This window comes from Paracoccus marinus (assembly GCF_007018965.1).
In the GTDB taxonomy this organism is placed as follows: Bacteria; Pseudomonadota; Alphaproteobacteria; order Rhodobacterales; family Rhodobacteraceae; genus Paracoccus; species Paracoccus marinus.
The window spans coordinates 52987-71885 of record NZ_VJYZ01000013.1; the positions used below are offsets into that span (position 1 = coordinate 52987).

The following is an 18899-nucleotide window of genomic DNA, read 5'->3' on the forward strand; positions in this document are numbered from 1 at the left end:
TGTGAACGGGGGAAGGGCCGGGGGCGGGGGCGGGGCGCGATGAACCTGAAGGGGGCAGAGATCGCGCGCTACCTCGCGCGGCCCGACCCGACCCGGCCGGGGTTGCTGATCCACGGCCAGGACGCGATGCGCGTGGCCCTGAAGCGGGCCGAGGCGGTGGCCGCTCTGACCGGACCCGACGCGGATACCGAGATGCGCCTGACCCGCATCCCCGGCGGCGACCTGCGCAAGGACGCCGCGCGGCTGATCGACGAGGTCAAGGCGGTGGGCTTCTTTCCCGGCCCCCGCGTGGCGCTGGTCGAGGACGCGGGCGACGCCGCCGCGCCCGCGATCAAGGCGGCGCTGGACGCCTGGGCGCGCGGCGACGCGGTGGTGGTGGTGACGGCGGGCGTGCTGACCAAGGCCTCCGCGCTTCGCAAGCTGTTTGAGGGGCACAAGGCCGCCGTCGCCGCCCCGATCTACGACGACCCGCCGACCGAGGACGAGGTGGCGGCCTGGCTTGCCGACGCGGGCCTGCGCGCGGTGCCGCCCGCCGCCATGCGCGACCTGATGGCGCTGTCGCGCGCGCTCGACCCCGGCGATTTCCGCCAGACCGTCGAAAAGATCGGCCTGTTCAAGCACGGCGACGACGAGCCGCTGAGCGGCGAGGAAATCGCGGCCCTCGCCCCCGCCACGATCGAGGCGGACGTGGACGACCTGATCCACGCCGCCGCCGACGGCCGCTCGGCGGATCTGGCGCCGCTGATGGTGCGGATCGGGACGCAGGGCATCCTTCCGGTGACGATCTGCATCGCCGCGCTGCGCCATTTCCGCGCGCTTCACACCGCCGCCTCGGACCCCGGCGGGGCGGCGGCGGGGCTGTCGCGGCTGCGCCCGCCGGTGTTCGGCCCGCGCCGCGACCGCATGGCGCGGCAGGCCCAGGGCTGGGGGATGCGCCCGCTTGAGGATGCGGTGCGGCTGCTGCTGGATACCGACCTGACGCTGCGCTCATCCTCGCGCGCGCCGGCGATGGCGGTCATGGAACGGGCGCTGATCCGGCTGGCGATGATGCCGCGCGGACGGCGGTGACGGCGTGACGGCGCCCGCGTCAGGGGCAACGACGGGGGCGGCGATGGGGGCCGCGTCGGAGGCACCTGCCGAGCCGGTCGAGGCGCTGGTGGTGGGCGCCGGTCCCGCCGGGCTGATGGCGGCCGAGACGCTGGCCGCCCACGGGCTGCGGGTGGTGGTGGCCGAGGCGATGCCCACGCCCGCGCGCAAGTTCCTGATGGCGGGCAAGTCGGGGCTGAACCTGACCAAAGCGGAACCGCCCCGGGTGTTCGCCGCGCGGCTGGACGGGGGCACCGCCCCCGAACCCCCGGGATATTTCGGGACAGAAGATCTGCGCCGCGTGGTCGAAAGCTTCGGCCCGGACGAGGTCGCCGCCTGGGCGCGGGGGCTTGGGATCGAGCTGTTTGCGGGCTCCACCGGGCGGGTGTTTCCGGTGGGCATGAAGGCGTCGCCCCTGCTGCGGGCTTGGCTTGGGCGGCTCGGGGACGCCGGGGTCGCGCTGCGGACCCGCTGGCGCTGGACCGGGTTCGACGCGGAGGGGCTGCAATTCGATACGCCCGGCGGCCCGCGCGTGTTGGCGCCCCGGGTAACGGTGCTTGCGCTTGGCGGGGCGAGCTGGCCCCGCTTGGGGTCGGACGCGGCCTGGGTGCCGTGGCTGCGCGGCGCGGGCGTCGAGATCGCGCCCTTCCGGCCCGCGAACATGGGCTTTCGCGTGGACTGGTCGGGGCAGATGGCGCGCCATGCGGGCAGCGCGGTCAAGGGCACAGCATTGAGCGCGGGCGGGCTTGCGAGCCGGGGTGAGTGGATCGTGACGGCCGCCGGGGTCGAGGGCGGCGGCATCTACGAGATTTCCGCCCCGCTGCGCGACGGCGCGCCCGGCTGGATCGACCTTGCGCCCGACCTGGACGAGGCGGCGCTGGCAGACAGGCTGGCGCGGGCGCGCGGCAAGCTGTCGGTCGGCAACTGGCTGCGCCGGGTTTTGAACGACCCCGTCCGGGTGGCGTTGGCGCTGGAATGGGGACGGCCGCTGCCGTCCGATCCGGCGGCGATGGCGCGCCTTGTCAAGCAACTGCCGCTCGGGCACGCGGGTCCGATGGGGCTGGATCGGGCGATCTCGTCGGCGGGCGGGGTGACGGCGGCAAGCCTTGCGCCCGACCTGCAGCTGCGCGCGCGACCGGGCGTGTTCGTCGCGGGCGAGATGATCGACTGGGAAGCGCCGACCGGCGGTTATCTTCTGACCGCCTGCCTGGCGACGGGCCGACATGCGGGCCAGCACGCGGCGCATCGCGCGGCGGGTCCGGCGGCGTGAGAAAACGCAGACCGGCTATGCAGTCGCCGCGCCCCCGCGACCCGTTGACGCAGCCCCAACGGGACGCGAAGCTTTCCGCCTGGGCCGCAGGGTGCGGCCGCGGAGCGTTCCCATGTCCCACCCCGCGACACAGGCCGGCTCGGCCACCGCCACCTCGCGCCTGATCACGCCCGTCCTGATCGGCGGGTCGATCATCCTGCTCATCAACTTCGCGCTGCGCGCGAGCTTTGGCGTGTTCCAGATCCCGGTGGCCGAAACCTTCGGCTGGCCGCGCGCCGACTTCAGCCTGGCGATCGCGATCCAGAACCTCGCCTGGGGGATCGGGCAGCCGCTGTTCGGGGCGCTGGCGGAACGCTGGGGCGACCGCTGGGCGATCATCCTGGGCGCGATCCTGTATTCCTTCGGGCTGGTCATGACCTCGCTGGCGACCACGCCCGAGGCGATGCAGATGTGGGAAGTCGCTGTGGGCTTCGGCATCGCGGGCACCGGCTTCGGCGTGATCCTGGCCGTCGTCGGCCGCGCGTCGAGCGACGAGAACCGCAGCCTGGCCCTTGGCATCGCGACCGCCGCCGGATCGGCCGGGCAGGTCGTGGGCGCGCCCCTGGCCGAGGGGTTGCTGGCGATCATGCCGTGGCAGCAGGTGTTCACGGTGTTCGCGGGCCTTGCCCTGACCACGCTTCTGTTCCTGCCGCTGCTGAAATCGCGTGCGCCCGCGTCGCGGGCCGAGCTTGAGGAAAGCATGGGCCGCGTGCTGCGCCGCGCCTTTACCGACCCGAGTTACCTGATGATCTTCGCGGGCTTCTTTTCCTGCGGCTACCAGCTGGGGTTCATCACCGCCCACTTCCCCGCGATGGTGACCGAGATGTGCGGCCCGATCGCGCCCGACAGCATGCTGGCGGGGCTGGGGATCACCTCGACCTCGATCCTCGGGGCGGTCGCGATCTCGCTGATCGGGACGGCCAACATCGTGGGCTCGATCCTCGCCGGGTGGCTGGGCAAACGCTACAGCCGGAAATACCTGCTGGCGGGCATCTACACCCTGCGGACGCTGATTTCGGCGTGGTTCATCCTGACCCCGATCACGCCGCTGACGGTCGTCATCTTCTCGCTGTCGATGGGGTCGCTGTGGCTGGCGACGGTGCCGCTGACCTCGGGGCTCGTCGCCTATATCTACGGGCTGCGCTACATGGGGACGCTGTACGGGTTCGTGTTCCTCAGCCACCAGCTGGGGTCGTTCCTGGGCGTGTGGCTGGGCGGGCGGCTTTACGACAGCTACGGCGACTACACCATCGTCTGGTGGGTGGGGGTCGGGGTCGGCGCGTTCTCGGCGCTGATCCACCTGCCGGTGCGCGAACTGCCGGCGGTGCTGCGCCCGACCGCGCCCGCGAACCCGGCCTGAGCGGTCAGGCGGCTTCGGCGACGGACTGGATGTACCGGGCCGTCATCAGGTCCAGATGCGCGCCGCCGCCGTTCTTGGCGACCGTGATCTCGTCGTCCGTCAGCCGGGCATAGGCGCCCGCCGGAAGGTCGTAGAAATCACCCAGGATGTCGGTTTCCGAGATCACGCCGGCGTCGATGGGGATCTGCACCTCGCCGATATGGCCCAGCGTCGTCGCGCGGCTGTCCACGAACAGGCGGGCGCGGCGCAGGGTCTCGTCGTCGACCTCGCGCATGTCGGGGCGGTAGGCGCCGATCAGGTCCAGATGGGTGCCCGGCGACAGCCATTCGCCCGACAGCAGCGGGGCCGTGGCCATGGTGGTCGTGGCGATGATCTCGGCGTCGCGCACCGCGGATTCGAGATCGGGCGCGGCCCGCGCGCCCAGCCGCTGGGCCAGAGCCTGGGCCGAGGCGGCCGTGCGGCTCCACACCGTGACGGCGGCGTCGGGGATGAGGGCGCGGTAGGCCTGGACCATGCTGGCCGCGACCGCGCCCGCGCCCACGACCAGCACCCGCCGGGCGTCGCGGCGGGCAAGTCGCCGGGCCGACAGCAGGCTGTCGCCCGCCGTCTTCCATTTCGTGACCAGATGGAAATCGACCAGCGCCTGCAATTCGCCCGCGCGGTCGTCGAGCAGGTTGACCGTGCCGTTGACCATCGGCCGGCCGGCCTGCGGATTGTCAGGCATCACGGTGGCCGCCTTGACCGCGATCCCCAGCCCGTCAATCCATGCGCTGCGGGTCAGAAGCGTGTCGCCGCCGCGATACAGGAAGCTGTCGGCGACCTGCGCGCGCGGCAGTTCGTGCCCCGCGGCGATCGCATCGGTCAACGCGATCCAGTCCAGCTTCGGTTCGATGTCGGCGCCGATGATCTTCATGAAGTCCCCCGTTCCCTTCCGATCAAGCCTAGACGCGCGGCCCCCGTTCTGCCAGAGCCGCCCGGCCAAACCCGGCCCGGACGCCGGGCCAAGGGACCGCGCGCATGACCTTACCAGCAACACCCCGGCCCCGCGTGACAGTGCTGCTCGCGCTGTACGGAGGCGGGCCGTTTCTGGCGGCGCAGCTTGACAGCATCGCCGCGCAGACGGGCGTGGATTGGCGGCTGATCGCGGGCGACGACGGATCGACCGACGCGGGCCCGGCGATCCTGCGCGGGTTCGCGGACGCCCATCCCGGCCGGGTCGCGCTGCGCGATGGCCCACGGCAGGGCGCGCCCGCCAATTTCCGCGCCTTGCTGCGGGCGGCGCCGGCGGGCGGGCTGACGGCAGGCGGGCTGACGGCGCTGGCCGATCAGGACGACGTCTGGCTGCCCGGCAAGCTGGCGCGCGCAGCCGAGGTTCTGGCGGGGCTTCCCGCCGACCGGCCTGCGATCTATTGCAGCCGGGTGACCGTCTGCGACCGCGATCTTGTGCCGGTGGGCCTGTCGCGGCTGCCGCCGCGGCCGCCGTCGTTCCGGCACGCGCTGGTCCAGAACCTGGTGCAGGGGAACACGCTGGTCCTGAACCCGGCCGCGCTGCGGCTGGTGCAGGCGGCCGACCTGATGGCCGGGCCGGTGGTGATGCACGACTGGTGGATCTACCAGATCGTCAGCGGCGCGGGCGGGCGCGTCGTCTATGACCCCGAGCCTTGGGTCATGTACCGCCAGCACGGCGGCAACGTGGTCGGCGCGAACGACGGCGCGGGCGCGCGGCTCGCGAGCCTTGGCCGGATGCTGCGGGGCGAGCATCGGGGGTGGAGCCGCCAGAACCTCGCGGCGCTCGAACGTTGCGCGCCGCTGCTCGCGCCCGACAAGCGGCGCGTGCTGGCCGAGTTCCGGCGTCTGGTTCAGGGTGGCCCGGCCGCCCGCCTGTCGGCGATGCGGCGGGGCGGGTTCTACCGGCAGGGCGGGCTGTCGCAGGCGGCCCTGTGGGCGGCGGCGGCGCTGGGGCGGGTCTGACCCTTGCCCGGATGTCCGATCCGGCGCCAGACTGGCAGGACACATTCACCACGCTTTCCCGAAGAAAGGTGTAGAGTCGGCCTGACCGACCGGCATAGGCAGGCGCGCCGACGGCCCGAAGATCGGAACGGCCAGCGAAGGACCGAGCATGAGCGACAGCGTGAACCAGCAGCAGAGCCAGCCCATCCGCTTCCTGCTGAACCAGACCGAGGTCGTGCTGACCGAGGCCGGGCCGGGCGACACGGTGCTGGACTTCCTGCGGCTGGGACGCGGCCTGACCGGCACCAAGGAAGGCTGCGCCGAGGGTGATTGCGGCGCCTGCACCGTCCTCGTCGGAAGGCTGCACGACGGCGGGCTGGTCTATGAACCGATCAACGCCTGCATCCGCTTTCTCGCCTCGTGCCACGGCTGCCACGTCGTTTCCATCGAGCATCTGCGCGGCGCCGACGGCGGGCTGCACCCTGTCCAGCAGGCGATGGTGGACCATCACGCCAGCCAGTGCGGATTCTGCACGCCGGGCTTCGTGATGGCGCTTTACGCGCTGTGGATGACGCACCCGCATCCAACCGTGGTGCAGGTGGAAACCGCGCTGCAGGGCAACCTGTGCCGCTGCACGGGGTATGAGCCGATCGTCAAGGCCGCACTTGCCGCGGGGCGCGCGGGCGGACAGGCGCGCGACGCGCTGATGCAGGAACGGGCCGAGGTCACGGCGAAGCTTCGGGCGATCGCGGGCAGCCGGGCGGACGTGTCGCGCGGCGACGAGCGGGCGATCGTGCCGGCCGACGTGGACGACCTTGCCCGCGTCCTGACCGACCATCCGCAGGCGACCATCGTCGCGGGCGCGACGGACGTGGGGCTGTGGGTGACGAAGCTTCTGCGCCCCATCAGCCCGGCGGTGTTCGCGGGCCACCTGATGAAAGACCTGACAGTCGAAGATGACGACATCCGCATCGGCGCGGGCGTCACCTATTCCGAGATCGCGCCCGTGCTGGCCGACCACTTCCCCGAGGTCGAGGACTACGTCCTTCGCATCGGCGGCTGGCAGATCAGGAACGCGGGCACCCTGGGCGGCAACATCGCCAACGGCTCGCCCATCGGCGAGATGCCGCCCCTGCTGATCGCGCTCGGCGCGCGGATCGTTCTGCGCCGGGGCGACGCGCGGCGCGAGATCGCGCTTGAGGACTTCTTCATCGATTACGGCAAGCAGGACCGCGCGCAGGGTGAGTTCGTCGAAACCATCGTGATCCCGCGCAAGGGGACCGCGCGGGTCGCCGCCTACAAGGTATCGAAGCGCGCGAACGCCGACATCTCGGCCGTCGCCGCCGGGTTCCGGGTGGTGGTCGAAGGGGGCGTCATCACCGACGCCCGCGTGGCCTTCGGCGGCATGGCGGGCACGCCCAGGCGCGCCCCGTCGGCCGAGGCCGCGCTCATCGGCCAGCCCTTCGCCGCCGACACGTTCGAGGGGGCCGCGCGCGCCGTGGCGGGCGACTTCACCCCGCTCAGCGACTGGCGCGCCTCTGCCGATTATCGCCGGGCGGTCGCGGGCAATTTCTTCCGCCGCTTCTGGCTGGAACAGTCGGGCGGCGACATGCCCGTGCGCCTGAACCGCGCCGTCGGGGAATGACCGGGGGGACATGAGATGAAGCACGACCACGACATCACCGCCGCCACCCCTACGCTGGCCGAGACGCTGGCCGAGACGCCGCATGAATCGGCCACAAAGCACGTCACCGGCCGGGCCGACTACACCGACGACCTCGTCCTGCCCGAAGGGGCGCTGCACGCCTATCTCGGCCTGTCGACCGTCGCGCATGGCCGGATCCGGTCGATGGACCTCGACGCGGTCCGCGTCGCGCCGGGCGTCATCGACGTGCTGACCGCCGCCGACATCCCCGGCCACAACGACGTGAGCCCGGTCCAGAAGGAAGACGACCCGATCTTCGCGGAATCCGAGGTCATGTTCCACGGCCAGCCGATCTTCGCCGTCGTGGCCGAGACCCGCGACCAGGCCCGCCGCGCCGCCGTTTTGGCAAAGGTGGATTACGAGGACCTGCCGCTCGTCCTCGACCCCCTGTCGGCAAGGGACGCGGGATCGTTCGTCCAGCCCGGCATGACGCTGCGCCGGGGCGAGCCCGAGGCCGCGCTGGCCGCCGCCCCCCGCCGGATCGACGGGCGCATGGTGATCGGCGGGCAGGACCACTTCTATCTCGAAGGGCAGATCGCGCTCGCCATCCCGGGCGAGGATGACGAGGTCACGATCTTCACCTCGACCCAGCACCCGACCGAGGTGCAGCACATGGTCGCCCATGCGCTGGGCGTGCCCGCCCACGCGGTCGTCGTGAACGTGCGCCGGATGGGCGGCGGGTTCGGCGGCAAGGAAACGCAGATGAATCTTTTCTGCTGCGTTGCCGCCATCGCCGCGAAGAAATGGCATCGCGCCGTCAAGCTGCGCCCCGACCGCGACGACGACATGATCGCCACCGGCAAGCGCCACGACTTCGTCACCGACTATGCCGTGGGCTTCGACCATCAGGGCAAGATCCTCGCCGTGACCGGCGACTGGTACGCCCGCTGCGGCTTTTCGGCCGACCTCAGCATGGCGGTGACGGACCGGGCGCTGTTTCATGCCGACAACGCCTATTTCTACCCCGACGTGCAGGTCCGCAGCCATCCGCTGCGGACGAACACCGTGTCGAACACCGCCTTTCGCGGCTTCGGCGGCCCGCAGGGCGTGATCGTCGCCGAGCGCATCATCGAGGAAATCGCCTACGCGACGGGGCAGGACACGCTTGCCGTCCGCAAGGCCAACTTCTACACCCACGGCCAGCTCACCCCCTATCACCAGCCGGTCGAGGACATGATCCTGCCGCAGCTGATCGGCGAGCTGGAAGGGTCGTGCGACTATGCCGCCCGCCGCCGCGCGGTGCTGGACTGGAACGCGCGGGCCGATGCGTCGGGCGGGGTGATCCGCCGCGGAATCGCGCTGACGCCGGTCAAGTTCGGGATCAGCTTCACCGCGACCCACTTCAACCAGGCGGGCGCGCTGGTCCACATCTACTCCGACGGCTCGATCATGCTGAACCACGGCGGGACCGAGATGGGACAGGGCCTGCACACCAAGATCGTGCAGGTCGTGGCCGAGGCGTTCAACGTGGGCGTGGAACAGGTCCGCATCACCAAGACGACGACGGAGAAGGTACCGAACACCTCGGCCACCGCGGCGTCGTCGGGGACCGACCTCAACGGCATGGCCGCTCTGGATGCCTGCAACCAGATCAAGGCGCGGCTGGTCGCGTTCCTGTGCGAAACCAAGGACGCCGAGCCCGGCGAGATCGAGTTTCTCCGCGACCACGTCCGGGTCCGGGATGAGGTGATCGCGTTTTCCAAGGTCGTGCAGACCGCCTATCTGGCGCGGGTGCAGCTGTCGGCAGCCGGGTTCTACGCCACGCCCAAGATCCACTGGAACCGCGCGGCGGGCCGGGGTCGGCCGTTCTACTATTTCGCCTATGGCGCGGCTTGCGCCGAGGTATCGGTGGACACGCTGACCGGCGAATACGTGATCGAACGCGCGGACGTGCTGCACGACGTCGGCCGGTCGATCAACCCGGCGATCGACAAGGGCCAGGTCGAGGGCGCATTCGTGCAGGGCACCGGCTGGCTCACGTCCGAGGAACTGTGGTGGGACGACAAGGGGCGGCTGCGGACGCACGCGCCGTCCACCTACAAGATCCCGCTCGCCTCGGACCGGCCCAAGGTCTTCAACGTCGCGCTGGCCGATTGGTCGGTGAACGCCGAGCGGACGATCAAGCGGTCCAAGGCCGTGGGCGAGCCGCCGTTCATGCTGGGGATCTCGGTGTTCGAGGCGATCGGCCACGCGGTCGCATCCGTCGCGGGCTACCGCGAATGTCCGCGCCTCGGTGCGCCCGCGACGCCGGAACGGGTGCTGATGGCGGTCGAGCGGCTGCGGGCGGGGACCGCCGCATGATCCGGGTCCGCATCATCCGCGCCCGCGGGTCCACCCCGCGCGAGGAAGGGGCCGAGATGATGGTCGGCCGCGACACTGTCACCGGCACCATCGGCGGCGGGCAGCTGGAATACCTCGCCATCGACCGCGCCCGGATGATGCTGGCCAAGGGCGAGACGCAGGCGCGGATGGACGTGCCGCTGGGACCGGACATCGGCCAGTGCTGCGGCGGCCGGGTGGAACTGGCGCTGGACCGGGCCCGGGCGACGGTCCCCGTTCCCGGCCCCGCGATCCTCATCTTCGGCGCGGGCCATGTCGGCCGTGCGCTGGCCCGCGCGCTGCTGCCGCTGCCGTTCTCGCCCCGGCTGATCGACCAGCGCGCGGCGGAACTGTCGCTCGCCGCGCCCGGCGTGCCCACCACGCTTACCCCGCTGCCCGAGGCCGAACTGCGCGCCGCCCCGCCCGGCGCTGCCGTCGTCATCGTCACCCACGACCACGCGCTCGACTTCCTGCTGGGGGTCGAGGCGCTGGCGCGGCCCGACGCCCCCTATATCGGCATGGTCGGCAGCCGTACCAAGCGCGCGACGTTCGACCGCTTCGCCCGCAGCCACGGCGCCGACCCCGCCCGCCTCGTCTGCCCGATCGCGGCGGGCTTCCCCCGCGACAAGCGCCCCGAGGTCATCGCCGCCTTCACCGCGGCCGAGATCGCCGCGCGCCTGCTGACCCACGCCCCCGCGCCCGCCCTGCACGCGCCCTGACCCGCCCGGAGACACCGATGAAAACCCTCGTGCGCGGCCGCGTCCTGACCTTCCATGCCGATCCGGCCGACAGCGCCGACAATCACGACTACCACGAGAACGGCGCGATCCTGATCGACGCGGGCCGGATCGTCGCGGTGGGCGACCACGCCGACGTGGCGGCCCGCGCCGACGCGGCCGGCGCGGCCCTGATCGACCACCGGCCCCACATCGTCATGCCCGGCTTCATCGACCCGCACATCCACTTTCCGCAAGTGCAGGTGATCGCGAGCTGGGGCGAGCAGTTGCTTGACTGGCTCAACACCTACACCTTCCCGGCCGAGCTGAAGTTCGCGGACGCGGCCCACGCGGGCGCGATGGCGGGCGCGTTCCTGGACCTGCTGCTGGCACATGGAACGACGACGGCCTGCGCCTTCTGTTCGGTCCACCCGGAAAGCGCCGAGGCGCTGTTCGCGGGCGCGCAGGCGCGCGGCATGGCGATGGTCGCGGGCAAGGTGATGATGGACCGGAACGCGCCGGACGGCCTTCTGGACACCCCGCAGCGGGGCTATGACGAGACCACGGCGCTGATCGCCCGCTGGCACGGGCGCGACCGGCTGCGCTACGCGATCTCGCCCCGCTTCGCGATCACCTCGACGCCGGAACAGTTGCGCGCGGCGGGGACGCTGGCGGCCGAGCATCCCGGCCTGCACGTGCAAACGCATCTCAGCGAGAACCGCGCGGAAATCGACTTCACCCTGTCGCTGTATCCGCAGGCGCGCGACTACCTCGACGTCTATGACCGCGAGGGGCTGCTGGGTCCGCGCACGCTGATGGGCCACGCGATCCACCTGGGTGCGCGCGAGCTTGCGCGCATGGCGGACACCGGGACGCGGGCGATCCACTGCCCAACCTCGAACCTGTTCCTCGGCTCGGGCCTTTTCGACGATCATTCGGCGCGCGCGGCGGGCGTGGTCACCGGCGTCGCCACCGACATCGGCGCGGGCACCAGCTATTCGATGCTGGCGACGCTGAACGAGGCCTACAAGATCGCGCAGTTGCAGGGCCGGCCGATGCACCCGCTGCAGGCGTTTCACTGGGCCACGCGCGGCAACGCCATCGCGCTGGGGATGGAGGACGAGATCGGCCGGATCGCCCCCGGCCGCCACGCCGACCTCGTGGTGCTGGACCCGCGCGCGACGCCCGCGATGGCGCTTCGCGCCGACGCGGCGGGATCGCTGGCGGAGGAGCTGTTCATCCTGCAGATCATGGGCGACGACCGGGCGGTGGCGCAGACCTATGTGCAGGGGCGGGCGATGAAGGGGTGATCGCAGCCGCCGCTTATGATATAAGAATCGCACCACGTTCGTTCTGGAAGGAGCGAGGAAATGGTCGGTTTCACGGCCAGTTGGGTGCATGGGAATGCGGTGGTCGCCGAAAGTCCCCCGGCAGAGGACGGCGGTCTTCTCAACTTCAATCACTACGGCTGGGGTACGCAGATCACGATGCGTCCGGGATTCGCGCGCTGGTTCCACATTGCGATCCCCTCGCCCGTGATCCTGAACGGCGCGCGGATGAAGCTGATCCGGGTGTTCCTCGGGTTCCGGCAGATCGCGGGCTTCCGCAACGCGGGCACGATCCAGGACGTGCATCTGTGGGATGCCGGGCAGCGGATCGCGATGCTGTCGAACCGCGACTTCGTCAATGCGCCCGCCGCGCGGATCGACGGCTACCGGACTTGCGAACTGCGTGAACCGAGGCCGTGGGGGTTCGGCGTCGGCGTCTCGTTCCGGCTGTCGGCGCTGCCCTATCTCGAAGGTCACTTCATCGAGAACAGGGACGCGCCGGTGATCGTCATCGGCTCGGCCGGGGCGGATTTCGAGCCCTAGCCGCCTATCCCCGCACCGGCCACAGCGCCGCGTGGCGGTTCACGTCCTTGTAGAGCAGATAGCGGAACCGCCCCGGCCCGCCGGCGTAGCAGGCCTGCGGGCAGAACGCGCGCAGCCACATGAAGTCGCCCGGCCCCACCTCGACCCAGTCGCGGTTCAGGCGATAGACGGCCTTGCCTTCCAGCACGAACAGCCCGTGTTCCATCACGTGGGTTTCCGCGAACGGGATCGACCCGCCGGGGCCGAAGGTCACGACGGTGACGTGCATGTCGTGGCGCAGGTCGGCGGGGTCCATGAAGCGGGTGGTGGCCCAGGCGCCTTCGGTGTCGGGCATGGCGGACGGCGCGATGTCCTGTTCATGCGCGACGATCGGGTCGGGCGGGGTGATGCCGGGGACGGGCTGCCAGCGCTTGCGGAACCAGTGGAAGCCCGCATTGCCGGGCGTCGCGTTCACGACCGACCAGTCGGTGCCCGGCGGAACATAGGCGAAGCCGCCCGGTCCAAGCCGGTGGCGCGCGCCGGCGATGGTGACGTCGATCTCGCCCGCGGTGACGAACAGGGCGGACTGCACCTCGGGGTCCGTCTCGGGCGCGTCGCAGCCGCCGCCCTCGGCCAGTTCGACCACGTACTGGCTGAAGGTTTCCGCAAATCCGCTGAGCGGCCGGGCGAGCATCCACATCCGCATCCCCGTCCAGCCGGGAAGGAAGCTGGTGACGATGTCGCGCATGACGCTGCGCGGGATCACGGCATAGGCGTCGGTGAAGACGGCGGTGTCCGTGGTCAGGCCGGTCTGCGGCGGCAGGCCCGCGACCGGACCCGCGTAGTTGCCGCTTCGCACCGGGGACGGGCGCTCGCCCGGGATCGTCGCGGGGTTGCCGGTGGGAACGGTGTCGTCGATCATGTCCAAGCTCCTGTAAGTTGGCGGCGCCCGCACCGGGGGTTTCCACCCCCGGACCCCCGGAGGATACTTGGGCAAAGAAGAACCTCGCACGTTCTTCTTTGACGAAATATCCCGGGGGAGGCGCGCATCGCGCGGCGGGGGCAGCGCCCCCGTCCTGTTTCAGTCCAGCATCGCCTTTAGCCGCAACTCGCCGATCCGTGCGACCTGGCGTTCCGCCTCGGTCCGTTCGGTGGCGGTGTCGTTGTCGAGGCGGCGGGTCATCGCCGCCATGATCCCCGCCTTGTCGTGGTCGCGGACCGCGATGATGAAGGGAAAGCCGTGGCGGGCGACATACGCCTCGTTCAGGCGGGTGAAGCCGGACCGTTCAGCGTCGGTCAGGGCGTCGAGCCCGGCGCTTGCCTGTTCGGCGCTGCTGTCGGCGGTCAGGCGCTTCGCGGCCGCGAGCTTGCCGGCGAGGTCGGGGTGGGCCCGCAGGACGCCCAGGCGGTCGTCGTCGCCGGCGGCGCGGAACTGGCGCGCCATCGCGGCGGCGAGACCCGCGGCGCTGTCGTGGGCGGCGCCCATTTCGGCGTCCCAGGTGCGTTCCGCGACCCAGGGCGAGTGTTCGTAGATCGACCCGAAGCGAGCGACAAATGCGTCGCGGTCCATCTGCGACGGGCGCTCGGCGGCGGCGAAGGGGTGCGTCACCATCCAGTGCCGGGCGATGTCGAGCCGGGTCGCGAACCACACGCCGTCATGCGCGCGCACATGGTCGAGGAACCGCCGCACACCCTCGGCCCGGCCCGGCCGCCCGGCGAGGCGGCAGTGAAGGCCGATCGACAGCATCCGAGGGCGGCCCTGCGCGCCCTCGCGGTAAAGGCAGTCGAAGGCGTCGCGCAGGTAGATGAAGAACTCCTCGCCGTTGGTGAAGCCGCCATTGGCGAAGCGCATGTCGTTGGCGTCGAGCGTGTAGGGCACGATCAGCTGCGGCCGCCCGTCATGGATGTGCCAATAGGGCAGCTCGTCGGCATAGCTGTCGGCAAGATAGGCAAAGCCCCCCTCCTCGCAACCCAGCGCGACCGTGTTCATCGACGCGCGGCCCTGGTAGAACCCCTGCGGCCGCGACCCGGTGACCTGGGTGTGCAATTCCACGGCGCGGGCGATGTGGTCCGCCTCGACCTCGCGCGGGACATCCTTGTAGTCGATCCACTTCAGCCCGTGGGTCGCCATTTCCCAGCCCGCGTCGATCATCGCGCGGGTCTGTTCGGGGCTGCGGGCCAGCGCGGTCGCGACGCCGTAGCAGGTGACAGGGATCCCTTCGAGCAGGCGGTAGAGCCGCCAGAACCCGGCCCGCGCGCCGTAGTCGTAGATCGATTCCATGTTCCAGTGCCGCTGCCCGGGCCAGGGCTGCGCGCCCACGATCTCGGACAGGAACGCCTCGGACGCGGCGTCGCCGTGCTCGACCGAGTTCTCGCCGCCCTCCTCGTAGTTCACCACGATCTGGACGGCGATGCGGGCGCCCCCCGGCCAGGCCGGGTCGGGCGCGACCTCGCCGTGCCCGCGCATGTCGCGGCTGTAACGCATGGGACCCCCTTCTTGCGTGGCGCCGCCAGACTAGCGCAACCGCGGACAGCGCCAAGGGTGCCCGTCGCTGATGCAGCTTTGCGACAATGCGGAAATATCCCGCGCGCGCCGCATCCGCGCTCCGCTTCTGGGATGATTCCTCAACACAAAACCGTCATAAAGAACGCAGGCGGAGCTTGTCCGCAGGAGGATAGTTTCAAACATGCTCGAACAGTTCTTCGGCCTGCGGGCCAAGGGCACCAGCGTGCGGGTCGAGCTGCTCGCGGGGCTGACCACGTTCCTGACGATGGCCTACATCATCTTCGTCAACCCTGACATCCTGTCCACGACCGGGATGGACCGGGACGCGGTGTTCGTGGCGACCTGCCTTGCCGCCGCGCTGGGGTCGCTGGTGATGGCGCTGTGGGCGAACTGGCCGATCGGCATGGCGCCCGGCATGGGGCTGAACGCGTTCTTCGCCTTCACCGTCGTCGGCGCGCTGGGCTACAGCTGGCAGCAGGCGCTGGGCGCGGTGTTCATCTCGGGCGTGATCTTCCTTTTGCTGACGCTGACCGGCGTGCGGCGCTGGCTGATCGAGGGGATCCCCCGGTCCATGCGCAGCGCCATCGCGGCCGGCATCGGGATGTTCCTTGCCATCATCGCGCTGAAGACGGCGGGCATCGTCGTCGCGAACCCCGCCACGCTGGTGGGCTTGGGCAACCTCACGCAAACCGCGCCGCTTCTGACGATCGCGGGCTTCTTCGTCATCGCCGCGCTCGATCACCTGCGGGTGCCGGGCGCGATCCTGATCGGGATCCTGGTCATCACCGTGGTTTCCATCGCCATCGGCGCCAGCGCCTTCGGCGGCATCGTCTCGCCCCCGCCGCCCATCACGCCGACGCTGCTGCAGCTGGACATCCCCGGCGCGCTGCAGACGGGCATCCTGCACGTGATCCTGGTCATGGTGCTGGTCGAGGTGTTCGACGCCACCGGCACCCTGATCGGGGTCGCCAAGCGCGCGGGCCTGCTGACCGAGGGGCCGCAGCACACGAACCGCGGCCTCAGCCGGGCGCTGATGGCGGATTCGACCGCGATCGTCGCGGGCTCGATGCTGGGGACGTCGTCCACCACCGCCTATATCGAAAGCGCGTCGGGCGTGCAGGCGGGCGGGCGCACGGGCCTGACCGCGCTGACGGTCGCGGTGCTGTTCCTGCTGGCGATGTTCCTGTCGCCCTTGGCCGGGTCGGTCCCCGCCCACGCCACCGCGCCCGCGCTGCTCTACGTCGCCACGCTGATGCTGCGCGAGTTTTCCGAGGTGGTCTGGGACGACGCGACCGAGGCGGCGCCGGCCGTCCTGACCGCCATCGCGATGCCCTTCACCTATTCCATCGCGAACGGCCTTGCCTTCGGCTTCGTCAGCTACGCGGTTCTCAAGCTGCTGACCGGGCGCGCGCGCGAGGTGCATCCGGCGACGTGGCTGGTGGCCGCGCTGTTCGTGGTGCGGTTCGTGTTCTTCCCGCAGGGGTGAACGCGCGCGGCGTAAATAGGGGCGTGCCTGGCAAGGCGCGCCCATGACCCTGGTGAACTTTTTCCCTCGGCGGGCGTAGTGTCCGGCGCCGGTGCCCTTCGTCCGGCGCGGCCGAGGATCGATGACCCAACCCCCACGCTACGACCGGGCCGAGATGGACCGGCAGTACAATGCCCGCGAGACCGTCGCGGACTACGAAGCCGAGCTGGCGCGCTATCGCACCGAAAGCGACCGGGTGCGCGCCGACCTGGCCTGCCTGCCCGACATCGTCTATGACGAGGCAAGCGGCGAGCGGCTGGACTTCTATCCGGCGGACCCGGGCGCGCCGTTGTTCGTGTGGATCCACGGCGGCTACTGGCGGGCGCTGTCCAGGGGAGACAACGCGTTTGCGGTGCGGGGGCCGCACGGGCGCGGCTTTCACGTGGCGGTCATCGACTACACGCTGGTGCCCCGCGCGACGCTGGACGAGATCGTGCGGCAGGTGCGCGCGGCGGTGGCGTTCCTCGCCCTTCGCCGCGACCGCTTCGGGATCGGGCCGCAGCCCTTCGCCGTCGGCGGGTCGTCGGCGGGCGGGCAGTTGGTGGGCATGCTGCTGGCGGACGGCTGGACGGGGGGCTTCGGCATCCCCGCCGACACGATCGGGGTCGGGCTGGCGCTGTCGGGGCTGCACGATCTTGAGCCGCTGCGGCACAGCTATGTCGACGACTTCATGCAGTTCGACGACGGGATGGTCGCGCGCAACAGCCCGATCCGCCACCTGCCCACGGGCGGACCCGCGATCCTGCTGGCCGCCGCGGGCGGGGACGAGACCTTCGAGTTCAGGCGCCAGACCGCCGACTATGTGGCCGCCTGGACCGCCGCCGGCAACCGGGCCGATCCGCTCGACATGCCCGGTTACCACCATTTCGACATCGCGCTGAGCCTGAACGATCCCGAAGGGACGCTGGCCCGCGCGCTCGACCGCGCGACGCGCGCCGTGACGGCGACGGCGGCGGCGGCGGCGGCGGCGCGCCAACAAGAAAAGGACGCGAGATGAAGAAGTCAGACCGCAAGGACCGCAAGGCAGAACCCAGGGCAGCGGCCGGGGCCGCGACCGGGCGCGACGGCGGAAAGACCCGCAAGCGCCGCCGCGCGGCGGCCGAGACGGCGGGGCTGGAACCCGTGGTGGCCGGCGCGACGGCGGATCAGGCGTCCAAGCCCGCGCGATCCGTGCAGGCCGGCATGACCGGGGCCGAGGCGCTGGCGTCGTTCCTGCGCGCGGGTGCGGCCGAATACGACCGGCAGCGCGCGCTGGTTCTGGAAACCGCCGACCCCGAACCGACCCACAAGGCGCGGGTCGCGCTGCGGCGGATGCGCGCGATCCTGGGCGGGTTCGCCCCGATCCTGTCGCAGGACGGGCTGAAATCGCTGCAGCGCGACCTGCGGCAGGCGTTCCGCGCCTTTGGCCCGCTGCGCGACGCCGACGTTCGGGCCGAGGAGTTTGCGGACACGCCCGCCGCCGACGCCCACCGCGCGGCGGCCGCCGCGCTGCGCGACGAACTGCGCGCCCGGCTTTCTGACCCGGCGGCGCAGACCCTGACCGCGCAGTTGGACACGCGGCTTGCCGATCCCCGGTTCTGGCGCAAGGGCGGCGCGGGGCGGCGGCTGGGCGACGCGCCGGCGCAGGTCGCGGGGCAGCGCGCCATGCACGAGGCGTGGACCGCGATGCTCGCATTCGGCGACGACCTGTCGGCGCTGTCGATCGAGGACCGGCACGAGTTCCGCAAGGACGCCAAGTCGATGCGCTACCTGTCCGAGGCGTTCCGCCCGCTCTGGCCGGGCGACCCGGCCAAGGGGTTCCTGTCGCGCATGACCAAGCTGCAGGATGCGCTTGGCATCATGAACGACATTGCGGGTTTCCGCGCCCATGCCGAGGCGCAGGCGGGCGACGACGCGGACGCCGAAACGACCGATGACGCCGCCCCGCATCTGCCCGACGATCTGGACGCGCGGGAATCGGCGGCGGCCAAGGCCGCGCAGAAGGGCTGGGACCGGTTGCGCGACAAGGGTCCGTGGTGGGCGGGTTCCGCGGCTGGCTGAGGGTTGCGGCGAAGGGTCCGTTCGCGTCGCGGCGCGAACGAACCCCCACCCCTCAGGACCGGGCGGCGACCTGCGCGTCGGGCGGCGGCTCAGCCGGTTCGGCCACCTGCGCCACCGCGCGGTCGAGCGCGTCGATGGCGCGGACCAGTGCCGCGCGTTCGTCCGGGGTCATCGCGCCCAGGATCGCCTCGGACCGCGCCTCGACCGACGCAAGCGCCGCGCGGAACAGCGCCTCGCCCGCGTCCGTAATGCGGTAGTTGCGTTGCCGGCGGTCCGATCCCAGCACGGTGCGGGTAATCAGCCCCTTGTCCTCGAGCCGCCCGGCGGCGCGGCTGACCTGCACCTTGTCGAGCGAGGTGCGCTTGGACAGCGACAGCGAACTGACCCCGCCCGACCCCTCCAGAAGGAACAGGAAGCGCCATTCCTCGCGGCTGAGCCCGTGATCGCCGCCATAGACGGCGGCAAGCTGGCGCGAGAACGCATCGGCCGTGACCGCGAGGCGATAGGGAAAGAAGTCCTCGATCTGCATCCAC

The 18899-nt window shown here is 71.2% G+C and carries 16 protein-coding genes; 12 read left to right on the forward strand and 4 right to left on the reverse strand.

Features of this window, described 5'->3' with window-relative positions; translation table 11 throughout:
* Positions 1-39 precede the first annotated feature (39 nt).
* From holA to FNF32_RS08020, 3 genes are all read left to right on the forward strand, one after another.
* Positions 40-1068, forward strand: a complete 1029-nt coding sequence (holA, locus tag FNF32_RS08010; protein ID WP_131673453.1) for a DNA polymerase III subunit delta — start codon at positions 40-42, stop codon at positions 1066-1068.
* Between the two features lie 43 nt (positions 1069-1111).
* Complete coding sequence (locus tag FNF32_RS08015) at positions 1112-2356, forward strand: BaiN/RdsA family NAD(P)/FAD-dependent oxidoreductase (protein WP_131673454.1); 1245 nt, start codon at positions 1112-1114, stop codon at positions 2354-2356.
* Between the two features lie 112 nt (positions 2357-2468).
* Positions 2469-3755, forward strand: a complete 1287-nt coding sequence (locus FNF32_RS08020; protein WP_131673455.1) for an MFS transporter — start codon at positions 2469-2471, stop codon at positions 3753-3755.
* Positions 3756-3759: 4 nt separating this feature from the next.
* On the opposite strand, the gene FNF32_RS08025 is transcribed toward FNF32_RS08020, so the two are convergent.
* Complete coding sequence (locus tag FNF32_RS08025) at positions 3760-4668, reverse strand: ornithine cyclodeaminase family protein (protein WP_131673456.1); 909 nt, start codon at positions 4666-4668, stop codon at positions 3760-3762.
* 104 nt (positions 4669-4772) lie between these two features.
* Here FNF32_RS08025 and FNF32_RS08030 point away from each other — a divergent pair, with 104 nt between their 5' ends.
* The 6 genes from FNF32_RS08030 to FNF32_RS08055 all read left to right on the forward strand — a co-directional run bounded on the left by FNF32_RS08030 (position 4773) and on the right by FNF32_RS08055 (position 12316).
* A complete protein-coding gene (locus FNF32_RS08030) occupies positions 4773-5726 on the forward strand; it encodes a glycosyltransferase family 2 protein (RefSeq protein ID WP_131673457.1) in 954 nt (317 codons plus the stop codon).
* Positions 5727-5874: 148 nt separating this feature from the next.
* Positions 5875-7350, forward strand: coding sequence for a xanthine dehydrogenase small subunit (gene xdhA / locus FNF32_RS08035; RefSeq protein ID WP_131673458.1), 1476 nt, complete (start codon positions 5875-5877; stop codon positions 7348-7350).
* 15 nt (positions 7351-7365) lie between these two features.
* The gene (gene xdhB / locus FNF32_RS08040; protein WP_131673459.1) at positions 7366-9711 is read left to right on the forward strand and encodes a xanthine dehydrogenase molybdopterin binding subunit; all 2346 of its coding nucleotides are present in this window, start codon (positions 7366-7368) and stop codon (positions 9709-9711) included.
* The gene (gene xdhC / locus FNF32_RS08045) at positions 9708-10448 is read left to right on the forward strand and encodes a xanthine dehydrogenase accessory protein XdhC (protein ID WP_131673460.1); all 741 of its coding nucleotides are present in this window, start codon (positions 9708-9710) and stop codon (positions 10446-10448) included. The genes xdhB and xdhC overlap by 4 nt, the downstream gene beginning before the upstream one ends.
* Positions 10449-10465: 17 nt before the next feature.
* Entirely contained in the window at positions 10466-11755 is a 1290-nt protein-coding gene (guaD, locus tag FNF32_RS08050) for a guanine deaminase (protein ID WP_131673461.1), read from the forward strand.
* 60 nt (positions 11756-11815) lie between these two features.
* Positions 11816-12316: a hypothetical protein gene (locus FNF32_RS08055; protein ID WP_131673462.1), complete on the forward strand. Its 501-nt coding sequence runs from the start codon at positions 11816-11818 to the stop codon at positions 12314-12316.
* A gap of 4 nt (positions 12317-12320) precedes the next feature.
* On the opposite strand, the gene FNF32_RS08060 is transcribed toward FNF32_RS08055, so the two are convergent.
* Both FNF32_RS08060 and puuE read right to left on the reverse strand, forming a co-directional pair.
* Positions 12321-13154: a bifunctional allantoicase/(S)-ureidoglycine aminohydrolase gene (locus tag FNF32_RS08060; protein ID WP_425467898.1), complete on the reverse strand. Its 834-nt coding sequence runs from the start codon at positions 13152-13154 to the stop codon at positions 12321-12323.
* Between the two features lie 222 nt (positions 13155-13376).
* Positions 13377-14780, reverse strand: a complete 1404-nt coding sequence (gene puuE, locus FNF32_RS08065) for an allantoinase PuuE (protein WP_131673464.1) — start codon at positions 14778-14780, stop codon at positions 13377-13379.
* Between the two features lie 202 nt (positions 14781-14982).
* Between puuE and FNF32_RS08070 the strand changes: the two genes are divergently transcribed.
* The 3 genes from FNF32_RS08070 to FNF32_RS08080 all read left to right on the forward strand — a co-directional run bounded on the left by FNF32_RS08070 (position 14983) and on the right by FNF32_RS08080 (position 18366).
* Entirely contained in the window at positions 14983-16287 is a 1305-nt protein-coding gene (locus tag FNF32_RS08070) for an NCS2 family permease (RefSeq protein WP_131673465.1), read from the forward strand.
* Between the two features lie 121 nt (positions 16288-16408).
* Positions 16409-17323 carry an alpha/beta hydrolase gene (locus FNF32_RS08075; RefSeq protein ID WP_131673466.1) on the forward strand — a complete coding sequence of 305 codons (915 nt, stop codon included), beginning with the start codon at positions 16409-16411 and terminating at the stop codon, positions 17321-17323.
* Positions 17320-18366, forward strand: a complete 1047-nt coding sequence (locus tag FNF32_RS08080; protein ID WP_131673467.1) for a CHAD domain-containing protein — start codon at positions 17320-17322, stop codon at positions 18364-18366. Before FNF32_RS08075 ends, FNF32_RS08080 begins: the two co-directional genes overlap by 4 nt.
* Positions 18367-18418: 52 nt before the next feature.
* Here the strand turns inward: FNF32_RS08080 and FNF32_RS08085 are convergent, their stop codons facing one another.
* The gene (locus FNF32_RS08085) at positions 18419-18895 is read right to left on the reverse strand and encodes a MarR family winged helix-turn-helix transcriptional regulator (protein WP_131673468.1); all 477 of its coding nucleotides are present in this window, start codon (positions 18893-18895) and stop codon (positions 18419-18421) included.
* Positions 18896-18899 lie beyond the last annotated feature (4 nt).

Excerpts from the sequence above, each read along its gene's own strand:
- holA (WP_131673453.1), top strand. The coding sequence starts at position 40 with ATGAACCTGAAGGGGGCAGAGATCGCGCGCTACCTCGCGCGGCCCGAC.
- FNF32_RS08015 (WP_131673454.1), top strand. The coding sequence starts at position 1,112 with ATGGGGGCCGCGTCGGAGGCACCTGCCGAGCCGGTCGAGGCGCTGGTG.
- FNF32_RS08020 (WP_131673455.1), top strand. The coding sequence starts at position 2,469 with ATGTCCCACCCCGCGACACAGGCCGGCTCGGCCACCGCCACCTCGCGC.
- FNF32_RS08025 (WP_131673456.1), bottom strand. The coding sequence starts at position 4,668 with ATGAAGATCATCGGCGCCGACATCGAACCGAAGCTGGACTGGATCGCG.
- FNF32_RS08030 (WP_131673457.1), top strand. The coding sequence starts at position 4,773 with ATGACCTTACCAGCAACACCCCGGCCCCGCGTGACAGTGCTGCTCGCG.
- xdhA (WP_131673458.1), top strand. The coding sequence starts at position 5,875 with ATGAGCGACAGCGTGAACCAGCAGCAGAGCCAGCCCATCCGCTTCCTG.
- xdhB (WP_131673459.1), top strand. The coding sequence starts at position 7,366 with ATGAAGCACGACCACGACATCACCGCCGCCACCCCTACGCTGGCCGAG.
- xdhC (WP_131673460.1), top strand. The coding sequence starts at position 9,708 with ATGATCCGGGTCCGCATCATCCGCGCCCGCGGGTCCACCCCGCGCGAG.
- guaD (WP_131673461.1), top strand. The coding sequence starts at position 10,466 with ATGAAAACCCTCGTGCGCGGCCGCGTCCTGACCTTCCATGCCGATCCG.
- FNF32_RS08055 (WP_131673462.1), top strand. The coding sequence starts at position 11,816 with ATGGTCGGTTTCACGGCCAGTTGGGTGCATGGGAATGCGGTGGTCGCC.
- puuE (WP_131673464.1), bottom strand. The coding sequence starts at position 14,780 with ATGCGTTACAGCCGCGACATGCGCGGGCACGGCGAGGTCGCGCCCGAC.
- FNF32_RS08070 (WP_131673465.1), top strand. The coding sequence starts at position 14,983 with ATGCTCGAACAGTTCTTCGGCCTGCGGGCCAAGGGCACCAGCGTGCGG.
- FNF32_RS08075 (WP_131673466.1), top strand. The coding sequence starts at position 16,409 with ATGACCCAACCCCCACGCTACGACCGGGCCGAGATGGACCGGCAGTAC.
- FNF32_RS08080 (WP_131673467.1), top strand. The coding sequence starts at position 17,320 with ATGAAGAAGTCAGACCGCAAGGACCGCAAGGCAGAACCCAGGGCAGCG.
- FNF32_RS08085 (WP_131673468.1), bottom strand. The coding sequence starts at position 18,895 with ATGCAGATCGAGGACTTCTTTCCCTATCGCCTCGCGGTCACGGCCGAT.